Below are 20,342 nucleotides of genomic sequence, written 5' to 3' on the forward strand. Positions count from 1 at the left end.
ACGGGCCTGTGGACTACCGCAGACCGTCGACGAACGCCTGCCAGGCGGACGCGCCGACGGTCACGACGGGGCCGGACGGGTTCTTGCTGTCGCGGACCGGGACGGCACCGGTCGGGCAGCCGTGGGCCACCTCGACGCAGTCGCCACCGGTGTTTCCGCTGTAACTGGACTTACGCCACCGTGCGTTCCTCAGGCTGGGCCTGGTCTCCATAGCGTTCCTCCATTACGCGGGCGATCAGTGCCGCGGAATCCTCTACGGAGAGGGCTGCGGCCTGTAGTCGAGCGTAACGGAGTGATGCCTCCCTGATGGTCTCGGGGTTAGCCGTCATATGGCCCGAGATCAGGTCCTCCGTGTAGACGATGTCCGGGTCGTCGTCGAAGCGGAGCAGGTTGAACGAACCGGCCAGACTGGCGTGTTCACCCGCCGAGTTCGGCAGCACCTGAATGTGCATCCAGCGATGACCCGTGAACTCCAACAAACGGGCCAGTTGGCGCCGCATGACGTCACGGCCGCCGATCGGCCGGAGCAGCGCCGCCTCGTCCAGAACCGCCCAGGCGAGGGGCGGCTGCTCACGCTCCAGGATGCGCTGGCGCTCCACACGGGCCGCCACCAAGCCCTCCAGGTCGTCCGGCATGCCGGTGGCCAGCACCGCCCGCGCGTACTCCTCCGTCTGCAGCAGCCCGTACACCAACTGGGCCTGGTACGTGGAGATGTACGTCGCCTTCGCCTCCATCTCCGCGTACGGCTGGAACCAGGTGGGCAGTTGGCTGCGCAGCACCAGGCCGACCAGCCGGGAGAAGACGCCGTCCGTGCCGAGGGCGGCATCGACGCGTTCGGAGAAGTCGCGGGTGGGGACCTTCTTCGTGGTCTCGATCTGGCCGACCAGCGAGCCCGTGCAGAAGATGATGTCGCCGAGCTGGCCCTGTGTCAGGCCGTGGGCCTCGCGCTGGCGGCGCAGTTCCCAGCCGTAGTAGTCGAGCGGGGAAGCGGTGGGATCGAGGATCTGGATGTTGGCCACAACGGCACCTCCGGCCTGCAACGCCTCACGGCGTTCGTTTCGTTGCGTAGCCGAGCGTATGCGGTGCGTCGCACTCTGGTGACATGAATCACGTAACTGCTCCGCAGGAAGCGGACTTTCAGCCGCAGTACCGCGCCGAGTTCACGCTGGGCGAGCACTCGGCACGCCACCTGCGCCGCATCCTGCGGCTCTATCTGAGGGGCTCGGGCCTGCTCGAACTGGTCGACGCGGCCGAACTGGCGTTGACGGAGCTCCTGGCCAACGTCGTCCGGCACGTACCCGGCCGCCGCTGCGGCATCTGCTTTCTGTTGCTGCCCGGCGCGGTGCGGGTGGAGGTCTGCGACAGCTGCCCGCGGCTGCCGGTCCCGGGCAGCGGGGACGCGCTCTCCGACAGCGGGCGCGGCCTGCTTCTCGTCGATGCGGTCACCGACCGGTGGGGCGTGACGTCGCGCCCCACCGGAGGAGGCAAGACGGTGTGGTTCGAGTGCCGGGCCAAGTAGTCAGCGGGGCCAGGCAGTCGATCGAGGGTTCCTGCCTGGCTCAGCCGGGCTTGTTGTTCGCCCTCCGCTCCCTGGCCGCCGCGCGGCGGATCTCCTCCTGATCCCACAGGGCCTTCAGCTCAAGGGTCCGTTCGTCGAGTTCGATCGGCGCGTCCTCGTCCTCCTCCGTCCACAGCCCCTGCTCCTTCAGCTGCCGGGTGTGGACCTCCACGGGCGGCTCCGGGTCGAAGTCGCTGGGCCGGGGGCCCTCCGGACCGTCGGGTCCGATACGGATCAGCCGCTCGACGCGGGTGACACGGAAACGGGTCCCGTCGATGCTCAGACTGTTGCCGCGCTTCTCGTCCAACCGGTCGGCCGCTCGCGCGTACTCAGCCTTCTTCTCGTCCGACAGCCGCAGTGTGAACGGCCCCATGACCCGCAGCCATGTCGCCAGGCTGTCGCGTGCCCCCTGCGGTGTGGCGTGCGATGCCCCGGGGTTGTGTGACCTCCACTCCCCGTCCACGCGCTCGGCGGTCATGAACACCGCCGGCAGCAGCACACCGCCCGGGTAGGTCACAGCGGCATGCCGTGCGTCGGCCAGTACGTCGTCCGGTGTGCCGGAGGCGGATGCGACGAGCTGCAGGAGATCAAATTTGAGCAGGCTGTCGGACAGCCCGGCGCTGGTGTACGGATCGACGACGAAGCCCTTGGTGCGTGACCGCACACGGTAGGCCTCACCGACCTCCGCCGGGTCGGGATCCGAGGGCCGGGGCGGTTCGGGCCCGCCGCTTCCCATGCGGATGAACTTCGAGGCCCGCACGATGCGGAACCGTTCGCCGCGGACACGGAGGTCGTCGACGACTTCCCGGTCCATACGCAGGGCGGCCGCCATCCACGCCTTCTGCGCCTTCGCGTCGCCGGCTTTCTCGGCTTCCGCGGAGCGCCTCCGGAAGTGCGACCCCAGCATGTCCCTGGAGCCCTGCGGGGTGTCGCTGCCGTACTCGGACAGCTCCCAGCCTCCGGCGTCGAGCTCCCGCGCATGGAAGAACTCCCCGAGGCCCACAACCATCAGCCCGGAATACCGCTCCCGCGCCTCCCATGCCTCCTGCTCGGCGAATGCCGCGATGGGGCCTTCCTGCGGGGCGACCCGGAAGGTCAGATAACCAGGCACCCTGTCTTCGTAACCGGTCATGTACTGAATGTGCCCGATTCCGGGGCGACTTCGCCGGAGAACGGGGGAATCACCTATTTCTTGCGAGGATGCCCCGGCGTTCACGCCGGGGGGGAATCGCATCTCGTGACGGTGACGCGGAGCGTCGCCGTGTCCGGTCTCCCGGGGCGCGGAGCGCCCGCAAGACCGCCGAGGGCGAGCCGAAAAAACGGACGCGCGTGCCCATGTTCGCTGGTTGTGGTGACTGTGGCGTGATGGGGCACGGGTGTACGTGTATCGCACGTACGGTCTCGTCATGGAAGCCGGGATGAGCGGGCGGGGTGTGGGAGGGGGTGTCGTGCTGGTGGTGAAGGAGGGTGGGGAGGGCGGGCATGCCCGGTACACGTTTCGGCTGCGTGTGTCGTCGACCGCCCTTACGCAGCTGCTGGCGGAGTGGGACCGGTGCCGGTGGATCTGGAACGAGTGCGTGGCCAAGTCCAGGGCTGTGTACGCGCACAACAAGGCGCACCCTGAAGAGAAACTGACGTGCGGCCCGGCCCAGCTCGACAAGATGCTGACCGAGGCCCGCGCGCGCACGCCGTGGCTGCGTGAAGGCAGTTCGGTGCCGCAGCAGCAGATCATCCGGGACTTCGGCACGTCGCGTGCGAAGGCGCAGAAGGACATCAAGGAACGCATGCCACTCAAGCAGCGGGCCGGGATGCCCAAGCACAAGAAGAAGCGCGAGGCCGACCCGACGCTGAACTACACCAAGCGTGGCTTCCGTCTCAAGGACGGCCGCCTGCACCTGGCGGGCGGCATCGTGCTGAGGGTGGTGTGGTCGCGCGAGTTGCCCGCCGAGCCGTCCAGTGTGCGCGTGTACCGCGACAGCCTCGGCCACTGGTACGCCTCCTTCGTCGTGCCCGCCGAAGTCCAGCCGCTTCCCGCCACCGGCGCGGTGATCGGTATCGACTGGGGCGTGAAGGAGACCGCGACCACCACCAGCGGCGCCCACGATCTCCCGCACGCCCAGCACGGCCGCAAGGCCCAGCAGAAGCTGTCGCGGTACGACCGGATGATGGCCCGCCGCAAACCCGCCAAGGGACAGGCGGCCTCGAAGGGCTACCGCGAGGCCAGACACCTGCGGGCGAAGGCGTGCAAGAAGATCGCCCGGCAGCGGCAAGACACCGGCCGCAAGTGGGCGAAGAAGGTCGTGACCGACCACGACGCCATCGCGGTGGAGGACTTCAAACCGAAGTTCCTCACCAGGACGTCGATGGCGCGCAAGGCGGCCGACGCCGCGATCGGCGCCACCAAGCAGGCCCTGATCGAGATGGGCCGCAAGCACGGGCGGGACATCCGTCTCGTGCACCCGCCGTACACCACCATGGACTGCGCCTCGTGCGGAGCGAGAACCAAGCACGCACTGCCGCTGTCCGAACGCACCTACACCTGCACCGCGTGCGGAGCCGTCTCCTCCAGGGACAAGAACTCCGCCCGCGTGATGCTCCTCCGGGCAGGTCTGAACCCGGCTGGTGTCGAGGGCATAAGACCACCCGGAGCGCCGCTCCGGGAGGCGGCCTGAGCCAGGAATCCCCTCCCAACAGGGAGGGGAGCATTCAAACCAACTCGGCCAGCACCGCATCTGTGAACGGCGTCCACGCCTCAACCGCCCACGGCCCGAACGCCCGGTCCGTCAACGCCACGCAGGCCACGCCCGCCGCCGGGTCGATCCACAGGAACGTACCCGACTGCCCGAAGTGCCCGAAGGTCCCCGGGGACGACGAAGTTCCCGTCCAGTGGGGCGACTTGGCGTCGCGGATCTCGAAGCCGAGGCCCCAGTCGTTGGGGTTCTGGTGGCCGTAGCCCGGCAGCACGCCCTTCGTTCCCGGGTACTGTACGGTCATCGCCTCGGCGACCGTGCGCGGGTCGAGCAGCCGGGGGGCCTGCACCTCGGCGGCGAACCGTACGAGGTCGTCCACGGTCGAGACGCCGTCCTTGGCCGGAGAGCCGTCGAGCGTGGTGGCCGCCATCCCCAGCGGTGCCAGCACCGCCTGCCGCAGATACTCCGCGAACGGGATGTCCGTCGCCTTGGCGACATGGTCCCCGAGCACCTCGAACCCGGCGTTGGAGTACAGCCGCCGCCCCCCGGGCGCCGCCGTCACCCGGTGCTCGTCGAAGGCCAGCCCCGAAGTGTGCGCGAGCAGATGCCGTACGGTCGCCCCCTCCGGCCCCGCCGGCTCGTCCAGCTCGATCGCCCCCTCCTCGTATGCGACGAGCACGGCGTACGCGGCGAGCGGTTTGGTGACCGAGGCCAGCGGGAACCGGTGCCCGAGCGGGCCATGGGCCCCCAGTACGGTGCCGTCCGCGCGCACGACGGCCGCGGCGGCGGTGGGTACCGGCCAGTTCTCGATCAGGGCGAGGCTCTGCAAGGACATGTGTACGAGACTATGCGGCTCAGAGGTTCAGCCGCATCGAGGGGTCCGGCTTGCGGACGAAGCCCAGGGAAGCGTAGAGCGGCTCGGCCTCGGCGGACGCGTTCAGATCGACCTGGGCGACGCCTTTCGCGCGGAACCAGTCCAGGAGGACCTCCATGCAGGCGCGGGCGTGGCCCCGGCGCCGGGAGTCGGGGTCGGTGGCGACGCTGAACACATACCCGACGGAGCCGTGCGGGTTCCCGGCCCGCCCGATGCGGTACTCGATGGTCCCGGCCACCAGCGTGGCGAGGGCGCCCGGCTGCTCCGTATGGTCGATCACGAAGGCCGCGAAGTCCCCGTCCGGGTCGGCGAGTCTGCGGCGTACCGTCGGCAGGGACTCCTCGTGCCAGTCGGTGGAGCGGTCCGCTCCGCGCAGCGAGTCGATCATCACCTGACGCAGCCGGAGCACTTCCTCCGCGTCCTCGGCCGTGGCACGTCGTACGAGACTCATGATCGGCACGGTAGTCAGCCAACTCGCCGGATGTCGCCGGAATTTCATCGGATTCCGCTTGCTTGGAGCGCACTCCAGGGTTTTAGCGTTGAGGCCATGACGGTGGTGGAGACGACGACAGGTACCAGGACCGAGAACTGCGCCGGACTGCCCTTGTACGAGCGGCGGCCGGAAGGACAGGACAAGTACACGATCAGCGAGGTCGCCACCCTCACGGGACTGACGGCGCACACCCTGCGCTGGTACGAGCGGATCGGCCTGATGCCGCACATCGACCGCTCCCACACCGGCCAGCGCCGCTACCGCAACCGCGACCTCGACTGGCTCGACCTCGTCGGCAAGCTCCGGCTCACCGGTATGCCGGTCGCCGACATGGTCCGGTACGCGGAACTCGTGCGCGAGGGCGACCACACCTACGCCGAGCGCTTCGACCTCCTCAAGTCGACCCGGGAGGACGTCCTGGCCCGGATCGCCGAGCTCCAGGACACCCTGAGCGTGCTCGACCGGAAGATCAATTTCTATGCGGACGCCGGGCAGGCCCTGGCGTCGGAGAGGGCCTCATGACGAACCGCAAGATCGCGAAGGCACGACTGGGAGCGGACGGCCCCGAGGTCGGCGTACAGGGCCTCGGCTGCATGGGCATGAGCTTCGCGTACGGCCCCTCGGACGCGGCGGAGTCGAGGGCCACCCTGGAACGCGCCCTGGAACTGGGCATCACGCTCTACGACACGGCCCACGCCTACGGCGCCGGCGAGAACGAGAAGTTCCTCGCCCCCTTCGTCAGGGCCCACCGCGACGAGGTCGTCATCGCCACCAAGTTCGGCCTGGCGGTCGACCCGGACGACCCCACCAAGCGGATCATCCGCAACGACGCCCCGCACATTCGCGAGTCCGTGGAGGGGAGCCTGCGACGCCTCGACGTCGATGTGATCGACCTCTACTACATGCACCGCCGCGACGTGAACGTCCCCATCGAGGAGACCGTCGGCGTCATGGCCGACCTCGTCCGCGAGGGCAAGGTCAAGCACCTGGGCCTGAGCGAGGTCACGGCCGGCGAACTCCGCACCGCCCACGCCGTGCACCCCATCGCCGCCCTCCAGTCGGAATGGTCCCTCTTCAGCCGGGACATCGAGACCCACGTGGTCCCCACGGCCCGCGACCTCGACGTCACCCTCGTCGCCTACTCCCCCCTCGGCCGAGGCTTCCTCACCGGCTCCTTCGCCAAGGCCGAGGACCTCACCGCGGACGACTTCCGCCGCCACCAGCCCCGCTTCACGGGCGACAACGCGGCGGCCAACGCGGCCCTCCTGGACCCGATCCGCGCCGTGGCCGACGCCCACGACGCCTCCCTCGGCCAGATCGCCCTGGCCTGGGTCCACCAGCAGTCAGCCATGCACGGCCTCCCGGTGGTCCCGATCCCGGGCACGCGCAAGCCGGGACGGGCGGAGGAGAACGCGGCGGCCACGCGCATAGTCCTGGGCGAGGAGGACATGGCGCTGCTGGAACCGATAGCGGCGAAGGTGGCGGGAGACCGCTACGCGGATATGCGGTTCACATCCGCAGGCAGGGAGTAAGCACAGCCAAGTCAGGGGCGCGGGGCTGTATCGATATGCGGCTCCGCCGCGTGGGCGCGACCAGCCACAACGAACCCGCAGCCGGCCAATCGGCGATCCCCAACGGCGAATCCCCTAAAGCTCAGCCAACAACTCCGCCTTCTTCGAACTGAACTCCTCATCCGTAACCAACCCCGCCTGATGCAACTCCCCAAGATGCCGGATCCGGTCGGCGATGTCGGCCGGATCCCGCCGAGGCACGGCAGCCAAGGCCACATCCCCAGACCCGGCGGAGCGCTCCCGCACCGCCGCCAGCACAGCCGCGGCGAACGGCAACGACTCATGCACCGGCCCGTACCCGAGCCCGAACACCACGGCCGCGGGATCCTGATCGGGCTGCGCATGCTGCTCCGCGTCCCGCCGCAGCAACCGCAGATACCCCTCGAACAGCTCCGGCGACCGCCACTCCACCCCACTGAGCGAACTCACCGGAAAACTCTGGTCCCCGGCCTTCCACTTCGTGGACGACGCACCTGTCCAGGACCACCGGAACGACACCGCCCGCCCGTCGAACGACGCCTTCCCGTCGTACGCCTTGAACTGCAACGGCACCTCGGGCGCCGCCACCAGAAACCGTTCGGCGGGCCCCGACTCGGTCAACCGGGCCCGCAGCTCATCGGCGTAGTACTCCGCGAGAGTCTCCCGCTCGGCCGGCATCACCAGCCGGTACGGATCGGAGCTCTGCTTGAGCTGGTCGGCGGCCGCTTCCATCAGCGGATCGGCGCCCGGTCTCGGCACGATCCGCAGTACCACGTTGCCCCGCTTACCCAGTGTCAGCGTCACGTCCGCGATCGCTTCCAACGGGACGCGCCGCTCGCCGAGCGCGGCGAACAGCTTCGGTGTACGGATCCCCCGTTCGAAGCGGATGAGCACGGAGTCGGACTCGAACTCCCAGGCGGCGTGAAATCCGGCCAGTACATCACCCATGCGGCTCATCGTATGCGCGCGAGGCGACGAAGTCCCGACCCGTGGCGAACCGCACTTTTCCGTCCTCTACGCGCGTCAGGCCGCGGCGGCGTCGGGCAGACCCTCCAGGCATACGTCATCCTCCTGCGCGCAGTGCACCGACTCGTAGGCGCCGATGCCGATTTCGGCGAAGTTGTACAGGCTCTCGGTTCCCGGCTCGAAATAACCGCTGTGCCCCTCGGCGTCGGACGCCGACAGGATCCGGGCCCCGAACTCCGGGGAGACCGGGTCGGCACCGTGCCCGAGCCCGCCGACCTCCAGGTAGGGAACGTCCTGGACCCAGTCGTCGGCGTCGCGCATGGCCCACACCCGGGCCGACGTACGCAGTTGGGAGGCCGTCTCGACGCGCATACCGGGGCTGCCCGCGACCGCTATGTCGGTCACCCGCGCCGGCAGTGCGCTCGCGGCGAGCCCGCACACCACCGAGCCGTAGCTGTGGCACACCAGCGCGACCGTGGAGGCGCCCGGCAGGGCCCGTACCAGCGCTTTCAGCCGGATCGAGCCCTGTTCGGCGCGGAGCGCGGTGGCGGAGTCCAGGCCGAGGCCGTCGGGCGCGGTGTAGTCGGCCCAGGCGATGACGGCCGTACGCGTCCGGGGGCTCGCCGCCCGCTCCGCCTTGTAGAGCGCCTTGGCCATGCCGGCGGGCGCCGAGTACCTGCGGTTGGTGCGCTGGTAGTTGAGGACGTTGGTGTCGACGCCGGGGACGACGACCGACACGCGCTCGGCCTTGTCGAGGTTCCCGAAGACCTCGGCGACCCGGCCGGCGCCCTCGGGGTCGAACGCGAGGATGTGCCGGTTCTTCGCGGCCAGCATGTCGTAGCGGTGCATCCGGCGGCCCGCCTGCTGCTGGCCGGTAGCGGAGAGCCGCTCGTCGTACATGCGTTCGCGTTCGCGTCTGTTCTGCTGCTTCAGCGCGATGCGGTTGGCCCGGTAGCGCAGCTCGACGGGGGCGCCGTTCATGTTGCCGATCGCGAGCGGATAGCGATGGGCGAGCCGGGTGCGCTGGCGTGCGGTGAGCGAGTCGAAGAACGACGCCAGTCGGTACGGGGACGATTCGGCGTCCGGCAGATCGCGTCCGTCGAGGTCTCCGCGTTGCCACGCGGAGAGCGACGCCTGCAGCGGCGACTCCCCTCTATGGCTGCGGAGCGCGGTCCAGCCGGTGGTCGCCAGCATCACGAAAACCACGGCCAGCGCCAGTAGTGCGCGCCAGACGTTCAGTTGCGGGGAGGAGTCGAAGGAAGTCACTGAAAGGACACACTAAGAGAACGGAAGGGTCTCGCGTTAACCGAGTGGGGGAGATCACGTTTCACGGACCCCTGTTCCGTACAGTGCGCAAAGAACATCCCGATGCTGCCGTTCCCCGTGTGTTTCAGCCCGTACGCCACTTCTCGGCCAGCGAGGGCCGTACGGCGTCCAGGTGAGCGGCCATCAGGTCGCGCATCGCGTCCATGGTGAGGTCCTCGCCCAGGGCCCACAAGCGCTCGGTGACACGAATCACTCCGGAGAAGAGAGCGACGGTCACCCGCGGCCGGGGATCGGCGTCCACGTCGACGCCCTCGCGCTCGGCGATGATCCGCGCGATCGCCTCCGCCGTCTCGTCGGAGCGGCGCAGATGGGCGGCGAGGAGCGCGGGCGTCGACTCGACCATGCGATAGGAGCGCAGGTAGAGGTCGACGGGAACGACCTGTTCGACGGCCTCGGTGATGTCGTCCCAGCCCTCCAGGACGGCGTTGCGCATGGCCTCCAGGGGCGCCTCGTGCGGCGGGCGGTCGCGCACCGCCTCGGCGAAGTAGTCCTGGGCGATGTCCTGGACGGCGAGGGCGGCCTCCTCCTTGCCCGCGAAGTAGCGGAAGAACGTGCGCTGCGAGACATCGACGGCCTCCGCGATCTCGTCGACCGTCGTCGCCTCGTACCCCTTCGTCGTGAACAGCTCCAGCGCGGCCCGCAGCAGCGCGTCGTGCGTGCGCCGCTTCTTGCGTTCGCGCAGCCCGGGCCGCCCTTCCGGTGTCGCCGTCACCGTCTTCATGAACCCTCGTCTCCACCCGCCCTTGCGGCAAGTGACGTGACAGTTACCGACTTGTGAATTGGTTTGTCAACTGTCAGCGGCTGTCATTAGCCTCGAACGCATGACTAGTCAGACCACTGTCGACAAGACGGGACCGGAGGACAAGGCGCCAGCAGCCCCGTCCGACCCGACACCGAGCCAGGGCCGCGGCCTGCGCGGTCACCCCTGGTTCACTCTCCTCACCGTGGCCGTCGGCGTCATGATGGTCGCCCTCGACGGCACCATCGTGGCGATCGCCAACCCGGCCATCGCGAAGGATCTGGGTGCCACCTGGGCCGATGTCCAGTGGATCACCAACGCGTACTTCCTGGCCCTCGCCGTCACCCTCATCACCGCCGGCAAGCTGGGCGACCGCTTCGGCCACCGGCAGACCTTCCTCATAGGCGTGGTCGGCTTCGCCGCCGCCTCCGGGGCCATCGGTCTGTCGAACTCGGTCGCCTTCGTGGTGACCTTCCGCGTCTTCCAGGGCCTGTTCGGCGCGCTGCTGATGCCGGCCGCGCTCGGCCTGCTCCGTGCCACCTTCCCCGCCGAGAAGCTGAACATGGCGATCGGCATCTGGGGCATGGTCATCGGAGCCTCCACCGCGGGCGGCCCGATCCTCGGCGGCTTCCTCGTCGAGAACGTCAGCTGGCAGTCCGTGTTCTGGATCAACGTCCCGGTCGGCATCCTCGCCGTGGTCCTGGGCGCCCTGATCCTGCTGGACCACCGGGCGGAGAACGCCCCGCGCTCCTTCGACGCCCTGGGCATAGCCCTGCTGTCGGCGGCCATGTTCAGCCTCGTCTGGGCGCTCATCAAGGCCCCGGAGTGGGGCTGGGGCGACGGCCAGACGTGGGCGTTCCTGATCGCCTCCGTGGCGGGCTTCGCCCTCTTCGCCTTCTGGGAGACGAAGGTGAAGGAGCCGCTGATCCCGCTGGCGCTGTTCCGCTCGGTCCCCCTTTCCGCAGGCGTCGTCCTGATGGTCCTCATGGCCATCGCCTTCATGGGCGGCCTGTTCTTCGTCACGTTCTACTTGCAGAACGTGCATGGGCAGAGCCCCATCGAGGCGGGCCTGCACCTGCTCCCGCTCACCGGAATGATGATCGTCGGCTCACCGCTGGCGGGCGTACTGATCACCAAGCTGGGCCCGCGCGTTCCGCTGGCCGGCGGCATGGCCCTCACCGCGATCGCCATGTACGGCATGTCGACGCTGGAGACCGACACCGGCAGCGCGGCGATGTCCCTCTGGTTCGCGCTCCTCGGCCTCGGCCTCGCCCCGGTGATGGTCGGCGCCACCGAGGTCATCGTCGGCAACGCCCCGCTGGAACTGTCCGGTGTCGCCGGTGGTCTCCAGCAGGCCGCGATGCAGATCGGCGGCAGCCTCGGTACGGCCGTACTGGGCGCTGTGATGACGTCCAAGGTCGACAGCGATCTCGCGGGCAACTGGGTGGACGCCGGCCTTCCGCCGCTCACCGACGCTCAACTGGCCCAGGCTTCGCAGGCGGTTCAGCAGGGCGCCGCCCCGGTGCCCGAAGGCACCCCGGTGGAGATCGCCGCGAAGATCACCGACGTCGCGCACGACACGTTCATCTCCGGCATGAGCCTGGCATCCCTCGTCGCTGCCGGAGTGGCCACCGTCGCGGTCCTGGTCGCGTTCCTGACCAAGCGCGGCGAGAACGCGGAGGCGGGCGCCGGAGCCGCGCACATCTGACGCGTTCACCTATCAGGGTGACAAGGCTAAAGATCGCTCGCACCGGACACACACCCTGGACCACAGTGGCGGACCGAGGTCCTGCGCGCGCTGCCGGAGGGGAGCGGCGCGCGCAGACGGAATTAGCTCGATCGTGTGATCATCCACTTGCGGGCTTGTGGAGTCCTGGTCCGACCGGGCTAACGTGATCCTGCGATCTGGGACGCCGGGTACGGCGTCAGCGTGCGGGGCCCCTGCTCCACCGGAGTGATGGTTCAGGGCCTCTCCGTCGCCTCTAACTGCACCCAATTGGCCAGGTCGCGCAGGGAACTGGCCTCCCGGGCTCGGACCACGTACAGGATGCGTGTCGCCGCCCCGGGGTTGAGTACGCCGGGGACCTGGGGGTACCTCCCACGCCCTTGAGGCAGTGGGGGAGCGCCCAAGACCGTTCGGGGCGTGCGGCTGAGCGGGCTCACTCACGCTCGGTCCACAGGAACGGTACCCGCCGTTCTGTACTCGAACGGTCCGCAGTGAGAGAAAAGGGCAGGGCCCCTCGGCAACCAAAGCCGAGGGGCCCTCAGTGGCCCTACGGTCATAGGCGCTGCTTCGGCACAGCCCCTCCAGAAGACCGCAACGCCGCGACCTCCGCCCGCAGCAACCGAACCTCCTCCGTCAGCTCAGCGATCGCCGCCGTCTGCCGCCGCTCCTCCGCGTCATCCTTCTCGAACCGCGCGATGAACCACGCGGCGATGTTCGCGGTCACCACACCCAACAACGCGATCCCCGACAGCATCAGCCCAACCGCCAACACCCGCCCCAGCCCAGTGGTCGGCGCGTGATCCCCGTACCCCACGGTCGTCATCGTGGTGAACGACCACCACACGGCATCGCCCAGCGTATGGATGTTCCCGTCCGGCGAGTTCCGCTCCACGGACAGCACCGCCAGCGACCCGAACATCAGCAGCCCGACCACCGACCCGCCGACGTACGTCGTGAGCCGTATCTGCGAAGCGATCCGCGCCCGCTGCCCGACCAGCAACAACGTCGCCACCACCCGCAGCAATCGCAGCGGCTGGATCATCGGCAGCACCACCGCGCACAGGTCCAGCCAGTGCGACCGTACGAACTCCCGCCGGCGCTCGGCGAGCGCGACCCGGACGAGGTAGTCGAACGCGAACGCGCCCCACACCGCCCACTCGGTGACCTCGCACCACCACTTCACGTCCGCGCTCGCGTCCGGCTGGACGATCGGTACGGCGTACGCGACGGCGAAGACCGCGGCCAGACCGAACAGCGGCTGCTGTGTGTGCTGTTCCCAACGGGCCTGCGCCGAGCCCGATCGCTGCTTCATGCTCCGCATCGTAGAAAACGCGTCGTAGAAAACGTGAAGGGGTGGTGAACCCATGGGTCCACCACCCCCTTGACACCGAGCTTCAGGACGGCTCAGCCAGCGCAGTGTTTACGCGTCGCCGCCCGCCGCGCCCGGGTCGGCCGCGGCCACGTCGAGCAGCTGGTACCGGTCGATCGCCTGCTTCAGTGCCGACCGGTCGACCTTGCCCTCGCGGGCGAGCTCGGTCAGCACCGCGACCACGATCGACTGGGCGTCGATGTGGAAGTACCGCCGGGCCGCACCCCGCGTGTCGGCGAAACCGAACCCGTCGGCGCCCAGCGACTGGTACGTCCCCGGCACCCACCGCGAGATCTGGTCCGGCACCGACCGCATCCAGTCGGAGACGGCCACGAACGGCCCCTCGGCGCCGTTCAGCTTCCGCGTCACGTACGGGACGCGCTGCTCCTCCTCGGGGTGCAGCAGGTTGTACCGCTCCACGTCGATCGCCTCGCGGCGCAGCTCGTTCCAGGAGGTCGCCGACCAGACGTCCGCCTTGACGTTCCACTCGTCGGCGAGGATCGCTTGCGCCTCGACCGCCCACGGCACCGCGACACCGGAGGCGATGATCTGCGCCGGGATCGCGCCGGACTCGCCGGCCTTGAAGCGGTGGATGCCCTTGAGGATGCCGTCCACGTCGACATCGGCGGGCTCGGCCGGGTGCTGGATCGGCTCGTTGTAGACGGTGAGGTAGTAGAAGACGTCCTCGCCCGGCTTGCCGTCGGCGGTCTCGCCGTACATCCGGCGCAGACCGTCCTTCACGATGTGCGCGATCTCGTACCCGAACGCCGGGTCGTAGGCGACACAGCCCGGGTTGGTGGAGGCCAGCAACTGCGAGTGGCCGTCCGCGTGCTGGAGACCCTCACCGGTCAGCGTCGTACGCCCGGCGGTCGCTCCCAGCACAAAGCCACGCGCCAACTGGTCGGCCATCTGCCAGAACTGGTCGCCGGTGCGCTGGAAACCGAACATCGAGTAGAAGACGTACACCGGGATGAGCGGCTCGCCGTGTGTCGCGTACGCCGAACCGGCCGCGATCAGCGACGCCGTGCAGCCCGCCTCGGAGATGCCGTCGTGCAGCATCTGCCCGGTCGGCGACTCCTTGTACGCGAGCAGCAGCTCGCGGTCCACCGACTCGTACTGCTGGCCGAGCGGGTTGTAGATCTTCGCGCTCGGGAAGAAGGAGTCCATGCCGAACGTGCGGTACTCGTCCGGCGCGATCAGCACGAACCGCTTGCCGATCTCCTTGTCCCGCATGAGGTCCTTCAGCAGTCGTACGAACGCCATGGTCGTGGCGATCGACTGCTGGCCGGAGCCCTTCTTCACGCTCGCGTACGTCTTGTCTTCCGGCAGCGGGAGCGGCTTGGCGCGCACGACACGCGTGGGGACGTAACCGCCGAGCCCCTTGCGGCGGTCGTGCATGTACTGGATCTCCTCGGAGTTCCGCCCGGGGTGGTAGTACGGCGGAAGCCCGCTCTCCAGCTCCTTGTCGGAGATCGGCAGGTGGAGGCGGTCGCGGAAGCCCTTGAGGTCGGCGACCGTCAGCTTCTTCATCTGGTGCGTGGCGTTGCGGCCCTCGAAGTTCGGGCCCAGCGTCCAGCCCTTGATCGTCTTGGCCAGGATGACCGTCGGCTGGCCCTTGTGTTCGTAAGCCGCCTTGTAGGCCGCGTAGATCTTGCGGTGGTCGTGACCGCCACGGCCCAGGTGCAGGATCTGGTCGTCGGTCATGTTCTCGACCATCGCGCGCAGCCGGTGGTCGTCACCGAAGAAGTGGTCGCGGATGTACGCGCCGGTCTCGGTGGCGTACGTCTGGAACTGGCCGTCCGGCGTGGTGTTCATCTTGTTGACCAGCACACCGTCGCGGTCCTGCGCGAGCAGCGGGTCCCAGGTGCGGTCCCACACCAGCTTGATGACGTTCCAGCCGGCGCCCCGGAAGACCGACTCCAGCTCCTGGATGACCTTGCCGTTGCCGCGCACCGGGCCGTCGAGGCGCTGGAGGTTGCAGTTGACGACGAAGGTCAGGTTGTCGAGGCTCTCGCGCGCGGCGATCGTCAGCTGGCCGAGCGACTCCGGCTCGTCCATCTCGCCGTCGCCGAGGAACGCCCAGACGTGGGACTTGGAGGTGTCCGCGATCCCGCGCGCCTCCATGTACCGGTTCATCCGCGCCTGGTAGATCGCGCCCAGCGGACCGAGGCCCATGGACACGGTCGGGAACTCCCAGAAGTCCGGCATCAGGCGCGGGTGCGGGTAGCTGGACAGGCCGTTGGGGGCCTTCGACTTCTCCTGGCGGAAGGCGTCGAGCTGCGGCTCGCCGAGCCGGTCGAGGAGGAACGCGCGGGCGTAGATGCCCGGGGAGGCGTGCCCCTGGAAGAAGATCTGGTCGCCGCCGTCGCCCCCGTCCTTGCCCCGGAAGAAGTGGTTGAAGCCCACGTCGTAGAGGGAGGCGGACGACGCGAACGTCGCGATGTGACCGCCGACGCCGATGCCGGGGCGCTGCGCCCGGGACACCATCACGGCGGCGTTCCACCGGGTCGCGTTGAGGATCTTCCGCTCGATCTCCTCGTTGCCCGGGAAGAACGGCTCGCTCTTGGTGGGGATGGTGTTGACGTAGTCCGTGCTGCGCATCTCGGGCACGGCCACGCGCTTCTCGCGGGCCCGCTCGATGAGCCGGAGCATCAGATAGCGCGCACGCTCACGGCCGCGCTCGTCCACGGCGGCGTCGAGCGAGTCCAGCCACTCCTGGGTCTCCTCGGGGTCGAAGTCAGGGACCTGACTCGGAAGGCCGCCAATGATGATCGGATTGCGATCGGATCCGGAAGCCACGCTGTTCCTTAGCTGTCAGAGGGCCACTCTTCATGGGTATTCATGGGTGCCTGCACCGTTCCCCATCGTGTACCTCGGGGGCGCAAACGTCATCTCTACCGAGAGGTAACCAGGGCGATTACTTGCTCCGTAAAGGTAGTAGAGCCATTCGGCCCTCGTACCCCCGGATGCTTACCGAATGCACAAACCGGGCAGATGGGTGTGTCGTGTGTCACCTGTGCCTGTGAGTCCGCGCAGAGAGTTGCGGTGACACGGCCCGGATCGTCACCGTTTCGGCGGTCTCCGAGGCTGGGTACTTGCGCGATCCGTCCCGCCCGTGTGGACTACGGCCAACGCCTCGCGTGCGCGCGTGGCTGATATCCCGGGGGCAACCCCACCCGAACATGATCAGGAGGCAACCCGTGAGCGCGACCGCGGACCACGCGGAGGAGCGGACGAACCCTGCCGTCAGGCTGGGGTTCCAGCCCGAGCAGGTGGTCCAGGAGATCGGCTACGACGACGATGTCGACCAGGAGCTCCGCGAGTCCATCGAGGAAGTCGTAGGCAGTGAGCTCGTCGACGAGGACTACGACGACGTGGCCGATGCCGTCGTGCTGTGGTTCCGCGACGACGACGGCGACCTCACCGATGTGCTGGTGGACGCCACCACGTACATCGAGGAGGGTGGCTCGATCCTGCTGCTGACGCCCAAGACCGGGCGGGACGGCTATGTGGAGCCCAGCGACATTTCGGAGGCCGCGACGACTGCGGGGTTGTCCGCGTCGAAGAGTGTCAGCGTCGGCAAGGACTGGAGTGGGAGCCGGCTGGTGACGCCGAAGGCCGCGAAGTCCAAGAGGTGACGTTCGCCTGAGAGCTCGGGCGGTTCTGTGCGTCGGCGGCTGCGGATTCGTGGTGGCTGGTCGCGCACGCGCGGCGGAGCCGCATATCGACTGAGCCTCGCGCCCCTTTTTGCGGGGCGCCCCTGATGGGGCGCCCCGCTCTTCTGCGTAGGCTGGGCCACCCGTACAGCCCAGGAAGGGACGCAGGAGAATCATGGCGATCCAGGTCGGCGACAAGGCCCCCGACTTCGAGCTCAAGGACAACCACGGCGCCACCGTGAAGCTCTCGGACTTCCGGGGGGAGAAGAACGTGGTGGTGCTCTTCTACCCGTTCGCGTTCACCGGCGTGTGCACCGGCGAGCTGTGCGAGCTGCGGGACAACCTGCCGAAGTTCGTGAACGACGACGTGCAGCTGCTGGCGGTGTCGAACGACTCGATCCACACGCTGCGGGTGTTCGCGGAGCAGGAGGGGCTGGAGTACCCGCTGCTGTCCGACTTCTGGCCGCACGGCGAGGTCAGCCGCGCGTACGGCGTCTTCGACGCGGACAAGGGCTGCGCGGTGCGCGGCACGTTCATCATCGACAAGGAGGGCGTCGTCCGCTGGACCGTCGTCAACGCCCTGCCGGACGCCCGTGACCTGAACGAGTACGTCGCCGCCCTCGGCGCCCTGTGAATCGACACCCTGTGATTTGTCCGTCCCAGGGCCTGCGGCGGGCGGGAACCCCTCACTAGGATCGACACGTTGATCCGATACCAACGCAACACGGGGCTCCCCGCCCCTGACGACATAGGGAGGACTCGTGGGAGTCAGCCTCAGCAAGGGCGGCAACGTATCGCTGACCAAGGAGGCCCCGGGCCTGACCGCGGTCATCGTTGGTCTGGGGTGGGACATCCGCACCACGACCGGCACCGACTTCGACCTGGACGCCAGCGCCCTGCTGCTGGATGCCTCGGGCAAGGTCAGCAGCGACGCCAACTTCGTCTTCTTCAACAACCTCAAGAGCCCCGACGGCTCGGTCGAGCACACCGGTGACAACCTCACGGGTGAGGGCGAGGGCGACGACGAGCAGATCAAGGTCAACCTCGCGGGTGTCCCGGCCGAGATCGAGAAGATCGTCTTCCCCGTCTCGATCTACGACGCCGAGAACCGCCAGCAGTCCTTCGGCCAGGTCCGCAACGCGTTCATCCGCGTGGTGAACCAGGCGGGCGAGGCGGAGATCGCCCGTTACGACCTCTCCGAGGACGCCTCCACCGAGACCGCCATGGTCTTCGGCGAGCTGTACCGGCACGGAGCCGAGTGGAAGTTCCGTGCCATCGGCCAGGGTTACGCCTCGGGTCTGCGCGGTATCGCCGCGGACTTCGGTGTGAACGTCTGAGTCTCGGGGGAAGTCCCACAAGACTCACCAATGTCCGGCGCCGCTGTCATTCGACAGCGGCGCCGGATGTGCTCGTCACACATGATCCAAATCGGGGAGGACCAGCAGCATGGGTGTCACGCTCGCCAAGGGGGGCAATGTCTCCCTCTCCAAGGCCGCGCCGAACCTCACGAAGGTGATGGTAGGGCTCGGCTGGGACGTCAGGACCACCACCGGAGCCGCCTTCGACCTGGACGCCAGCGCGCTGCTGTGCCAGAACGGACGGGTGCTGGGGGACGAGTGGTTCATCTTCTACAACCAGCTCACGAGCCCGGACGGCTCGGTCGAGCACACCGGTGACAACCTCACCGGCGAGGGCGACGGCGACGACGAGTCGCTGATCATCGACCTCAGCAAGGTGCCGGCCCACTGCGACAAGATCGTCTTCCCGGTCTCCATCCATGACGCGGAGAACCGCGGCCAGGCCTTCGGCCAGGTCAGCAACGCCTTCATCCGCGTCGTCAACCAGGCCGACGGCCAGGAACTGGCCCGCTACGACCTCTCCGAGGACGCCTCCACCGAGACCGCGATGATCTTCGGCGAGGTCTACCGCTACGGCGCGGAGTGGAAGTTCCGGGCGGTCGGCCAGGGGTACGCGTCGGGTCTGCGCGGCATCGCACTGGACTTCGGGGTCAACGTTTCTTAGTTTCATGTGGTGCGACGTGTTGTGAATGACGGTACTTGTTGCGCAATATGAGCTAAAGCCGGGGTTGTGTGGGCCACGAGGGGCAGAGGACTAGACTTCGGTTCAAAGTTTCGTAAAGCCGCGCGCGGCGCGGGGGAACGCCGTACACACACGATTGGGTAGCCAGTGGTTCTGAAAACCTTCGGCTGGTCGTTCGCGGTCACCGCGCTCGGCTTGGTCGCAGCGGTTCTCTACGGTGGATGGGCCGCGTTCGGTATCGTCGCGATCCTGTCCGTCCTGGAGATCTCGCTGTCGTTCGACAACGCGGTGGTCAACGCCGGGATCCTGAAGAAGATGAATGCCTTCTGGCAGAAGATCTTCCTCACCATCGGCATCCTCATCGCCGTCTTCGGTATGCGCCTGGTGTTCCCCGTCGTGATCGTCGCGATCAGCGCCAAGCTGGGCCCGATCGAGGCCGTCGACCTGGCGCTCACCGACAAGGACCAGTACCAGCAGTACGTGACCGACGCCCACCCGTCGATCGCCGCCTTCGGCGGTATGTTCCTGCTGATGATCTTCCTGGACTTCATCTTCGAGGACCGGGAGATCAAGTGGCTGGCCTGGCTGGAGCGGCCGCTGGCGAAGCTCGGCAAGATCGACATGCTGTCGGCCTGTATCGCGATGATCGTCCTGCTGATCACCTCGATGACCTTCGCGACCAACGCCCACCAGCATGGCGGCGCGCACGTCGACAAGGCGCAGACGGTTCTGATCTCCGGGCTCGCGGGCCTCATCACGTATCTCGTCGTCGGCGGTCTCTCCGGCTACTTCGAGGACAAGCTCGAGGAAGAGGAGGAGCGCGAGCACGAGGAGGAAGAAGCGGCGGAGCGCACGGGCAAGCCGCGCTCGGCCGTCGCCCTCGCCGGCAAGGCCGCGTTCTTCATGTTCCTCTACCTGGAGGTCCTGGACGCGTCCTTCTCCTTCGACGGTGTCATCGGCGCCTTCGCCATCACCAACGACATCGTCCTGATGGCGCTGGGCCTCGGTGTCGGCGCGATGTACGTCCGGTCGCTGACCGTGTACCTGGTCCGCCAGGGCACCCTCGACGACTACGTCTACCTGGAGCACGGCGCGCACTACGCGATCGGCGCGCTCGCCGCGATCCTGCTCGTCACCATCCAGTACGAGATCAACGAGTTCATCACCGGTTCCATCGGTGTCATCCTGATCGGCTGGTCCTTCTGGTCCTCCGTCCGCCGCAACAAGGCGCTGGCGGCCGCGGAGGGAAAAGCTGACGCCGCCGACAAGGCGGAGGTCTCTTCCGGGGTGTGACCACCCTCGGGGTGAGGGAACGCTCTGAGCGGGGCGGCCGACGAGGACTCCTCCTCGTCGGC

At 68.2% G+C, this 20,342-nt stretch carries 20 protein-coding genes; 10 read left to right on the forward strand and 10 right to left on the reverse strand.

The window, feature by feature from the left end; translation table 11 throughout:
- Positions 1-13: 13 nt before the first annotated feature.
- Both F3T56_RS14175 and F3T56_RS14180 read right to left on the reverse strand, forming a co-directional pair.
- Positions 14-211, reverse strand: coding sequence for a DUF397 domain-containing protein (locus tag F3T56_RS14175; RefSeq protein WP_149825528.1), 198 nt, complete (start codon positions 209-211; stop codon positions 14-16).
- Positions 171-1,019, reverse strand: a complete 849-nt coding sequence (locus F3T56_RS14180) for a helix-turn-helix domain-containing protein (protein WP_149825529.1) — start codon at positions 1,017-1,019, stop codon at positions 171-173. Before F3T56_RS14180 ends, F3T56_RS14175 begins: the two co-directional genes overlap by 41 nt.
- Positions 1,020-1,102: 83 nt before the next feature.
- Here F3T56_RS14180 and F3T56_RS14185 point away from each other — a divergent pair, with 83 nt between their 5' ends.
- The gene (locus F3T56_RS14185) at positions 1,103-1,519 is read left to right on the forward strand and encodes an ATP-binding protein (protein ID WP_149825530.1); all 417 of its coding nucleotides are present in this window, start codon (positions 1,103-1,105) and stop codon (positions 1,517-1,519) included.
- 40 nt (positions 1,520-1,559) lie between these two features.
- On the opposite strand, the gene F3T56_RS14190 is transcribed toward F3T56_RS14185, so the two are convergent.
- On the reverse strand, positions 1,560-2,690 hold the full coding sequence (locus tag F3T56_RS14190; protein ID WP_149825531.1) for a DUF5954 family protein: 1,131 nt from the start codon (positions 2,688-2,690) through the stop codon (positions 1,560-1,562).
- Between the two features lie 286 nt (positions 2,691-2,976).
- On the opposite strand from F3T56_RS14190, the gene F3T56_RS14195 reads away from it, so the two are divergent.
- Positions 2,977-4,230: an RNA-guided endonuclease InsQ/TnpB family protein gene (locus F3T56_RS14195; RefSeq protein WP_149825598.1), complete on the forward strand. Its 1,254-nt coding sequence runs from the start codon at positions 2,977-2,979 to the stop codon at positions 4,228-4,230.
- A gap of 34 nt (positions 4,231-4,264) precedes the next feature.
- Here F3T56_RS14195 and F3T56_RS14200 read toward each other — a convergent pair whose 3' ends face one another.
- Together F3T56_RS14200 and F3T56_RS14205 are read right to left on the reverse strand one after the other, a co-directional pair.
- Complete coding sequence (locus F3T56_RS14200) at positions 4,265-5,083, reverse strand: serine hydrolase domain-containing protein (protein WP_149825532.1); 819 nt, start codon at positions 5,081-5,083, stop codon at positions 4,265-4,267.
- 19 nt (positions 5,084-5,102) lie between these two features.
- On the reverse strand, positions 5,103-5,573 hold the full coding sequence (locus F3T56_RS14205; RefSeq protein ID WP_149825533.1) for a GNAT family N-acetyltransferase: 471 nt from the start codon (positions 5,571-5,573) through the stop codon (positions 5,103-5,105).
- A gap of 96 nt (positions 5,574-5,669) precedes the next feature.
- Between F3T56_RS14205 and F3T56_RS14210 the strand changes: the two genes are divergently transcribed.
- Both F3T56_RS14210 and F3T56_RS14215 read left to right on the forward strand, forming a co-directional pair.
- Positions 5,670-6,137, forward strand: coding sequence for a MerR family transcriptional regulator (locus F3T56_RS14210; RefSeq protein ID WP_149825534.1), 468 nt, complete (start codon positions 5,670-5,672; stop codon positions 6,135-6,137).
- On the forward strand, positions 6,134-7,147 hold the full coding sequence (locus tag F3T56_RS14215; RefSeq protein ID WP_149825535.1) for an aldo/keto reductase: 1,014 nt from the start codon (positions 6,134-6,136) through the stop codon (positions 7,145-7,147). The genes F3T56_RS14210 and F3T56_RS14215 overlap by 4 nt, the downstream gene beginning before the upstream one ends.
- A 114-nt stretch (positions 7,148-7,261) precedes the next feature.
- Here the strand turns inward: F3T56_RS14215 and F3T56_RS14220 are convergent, their stop codons facing one another.
- The 3 genes from F3T56_RS14220 to F3T56_RS14230 form a co-directional block, all read right to left on the reverse strand.
- The gene (locus F3T56_RS14220; protein WP_149825536.1) at positions 7,262-8,113 is read right to left on the reverse strand and encodes a DUF4429 domain-containing protein; all 852 of its coding nucleotides are present in this window, start codon (positions 8,111-8,113) and stop codon (positions 7,262-7,264) included.
- Between the two features lie 75 nt (positions 8,114-8,188).
- Positions 8,189-9,397: an alpha/beta hydrolase gene (locus F3T56_RS14225; protein ID WP_149825537.1), complete on the reverse strand. Its 1,209-nt coding sequence runs from the start codon at positions 9,395-9,397 to the stop codon at positions 8,189-8,191.
- Positions 9,398-9,521: 124 nt separating this feature from the next.
- Positions 9,522-10,178 carry a TetR/AcrR family transcriptional regulator gene (locus F3T56_RS14230; protein WP_149825538.1) on the reverse strand — a complete coding sequence of 219 codons (657 nt, stop codon included), beginning with the start codon at positions 10,176-10,178 and terminating at the stop codon, positions 9,522-9,524.
- A 100-nt stretch (positions 10,179-10,278) separates the two neighbouring features.
- Here F3T56_RS14230 and F3T56_RS14235 point away from each other — a divergent pair, with 100 nt between their 5' ends.
- Positions 10,279-11,904, forward strand: coding sequence for an MFS transporter (locus tag F3T56_RS14235; RefSeq protein WP_149825539.1), 1,626 nt, complete (start codon positions 10,279-10,281; stop codon positions 11,902-11,904).
- A gap of 571 nt (positions 11,905-12,475) precedes the next feature.
- Here the strand turns inward: F3T56_RS14235 and F3T56_RS14240 are convergent.
- Positions 12,476-13,234 (reverse strand): potassium channel family protein, encoded by a 759-nt coding sequence (locus tag F3T56_RS14240; RefSeq protein WP_149825540.1) that lies wholly within the window; start codon positions 13,232-13,234, stop codon positions 12,476-12,478.
- Positions 13,235-13,342: 108 nt separating this feature from the next.
- Positions 13,343-16,090, reverse strand: coding sequence for a pyruvate dehydrogenase (acetyl-transferring), homodimeric type (gene aceE / locus F3T56_RS14245; RefSeq protein ID WP_149825541.1), 2,748 nt, complete (start codon positions 16,088-16,090; stop codon positions 13,343-13,345).
- A 401-nt stretch (positions 16,091-16,491) separates the two neighbouring features.
- Between aceE and F3T56_RS14250 the strand changes: the two genes are divergently transcribed.
- The 5 genes from F3T56_RS14250 to F3T56_RS14270 all read left to right on the forward strand — a co-directional run bounded on the left by F3T56_RS14250 (position 16,492) and on the right by F3T56_RS14270 (position 20,280).
- Entirely contained in the window at positions 16,492-16,929 is a 438-nt protein-coding gene (locus tag F3T56_RS14250) for a DUF3052 domain-containing protein (RefSeq protein WP_172638938.1), read from the forward strand.
- 193 nt (positions 16,930-17,122) lie between these two features.
- Positions 17,123-17,581 carry a peroxiredoxin gene (locus tag F3T56_RS14255; protein WP_149825543.1) on the forward strand — a complete coding sequence of 153 codons (459 nt, stop codon included), beginning with the start codon at positions 17,123-17,125 and terminating at the stop codon, positions 17,579-17,581.
- A 127-nt stretch (positions 17,582-17,708) separates the two neighbouring features.
- A complete protein-coding gene (locus tag F3T56_RS14260) occupies positions 17,709-18,284 on the forward strand; it encodes a calcium homeostasis/redox stress adaptation protein (protein ID WP_149825544.1) in 576 nt (191 codons plus the stop codon).
- A 109-nt stretch (positions 18,285-18,393) separates the two neighbouring features.
- Positions 18,394-18,969, forward strand: coding sequence for a TerD family protein (locus F3T56_RS14265; RefSeq protein WP_149825545.1), 576 nt, complete (start codon positions 18,394-18,396; stop codon positions 18,967-18,969).
- A 165-nt stretch (positions 18,970-19,134) separates the two neighbouring features.
- Positions 19,135-20,280, forward strand: a complete 1,146-nt coding sequence (locus F3T56_RS14270; protein ID WP_149825546.1) for a DUF475 domain-containing protein — start codon at positions 19,135-19,137, stop codon at positions 20,278-20,280.
- Positions 20,281-20,342 lie beyond the last annotated feature (62 nt).

The sequence above is a fragment of the Streptomyces tailanensis genome, from assembly GCF_008386495.1.
Lineage (GTDB): Bacteria > Actinomycetota > Actinomycetes > Streptomycetales > Streptomycetaceae > Streptomyces > Streptomyces tailanensis.

Bases quoted from the DNA above. Each gene is read 5' to 3' on its own strand.
- F3T56_RS14195 (WP_149825598.1), top strand. From the start codon at position 2,977: ATGAGCGGGCGGGGTGTGGGAGGGGGTGTCGTGCTGGTGGTGAAGGAG.
- F3T56_RS14210 (WP_149825534.1), top strand. From the start codon at position 5,670: ATGACGGTGGTGGAGACGACGACAGGTACCAGGACCGAGAACTGCGCC.
- F3T56_RS14175 (WP_149825528.1), bottom strand. From the start codon at position 211: ATGGAGACCAGGCCCAGCCTGAGGAACGCACGGTGGCGTAAGTCCAGT.
- F3T56_RS14235 (WP_149825539.1), top strand. From the start codon at position 10,279: ATGACTAGTCAGACCACTGTCGACAAGACGGGACCGGAGGACAAGGCG.
- F3T56_RS14220 (WP_149825536.1), bottom strand. From the start codon at position 8,113: ATGGGTGATGTACTGGCCGGATTTCACGCCGCCTGGGAGTTCGAGTCC.
- F3T56_RS14240 (WP_149825540.1), bottom strand. From the start codon at position 13,234: ATGAAGCAGCGATCGGGCTCGGCGCAGGCCCGTTGGGAACAGCACACA.
- F3T56_RS14190 (WP_149825531.1), bottom strand. From the start codon at position 2,690: ATGACCGGTTACGAAGACAGGGTGCCTGGTTATCTGACCTTCCGGGTC.
- F3T56_RS14185 (WP_149825530.1), top strand. From the start codon at position 1,103: ATGAATCACGTAACTGCTCCGCAGGAAGCGGACTTTCAGCCGCAGTAC.
- F3T56_RS14200 (WP_149825532.1), bottom strand. From the start codon at position 5,083: ATGTCCTTGCAGAGCCTCGCCCTGATCGAGAACTGGCCGGTACCCACC.
- F3T56_RS14230 (WP_149825538.1), bottom strand. From the start codon at position 10,178: ATGAAGACGGTGACGGCGACACCGGAAGGGCGGCCCGGGCTGCGCGAA.
- F3T56_RS14255 (WP_149825543.1), top strand. From the start codon at position 17,123: ATGGCGATCCAGGTCGGCGACAAGGCCCCCGACTTCGAGCTCAAGGAC.
- F3T56_RS14265 (WP_149825545.1), top strand. From the start codon at position 18,394: ATGGGTGTCACGCTCGCCAAGGGGGGCAATGTCTCCCTCTCCAAGGCC.
- F3T56_RS14215 (WP_149825535.1), top strand. From the start codon at position 6,134: ATGACGAACCGCAAGATCGCGAAGGCACGACTGGGAGCGGACGGCCCC.
- F3T56_RS14205 (WP_149825533.1), bottom strand. From the start codon at position 5,573: ATGAGTCTCGTACGACGTGCCACGGCCGAGGACGCGGAGGAAGTGCTC.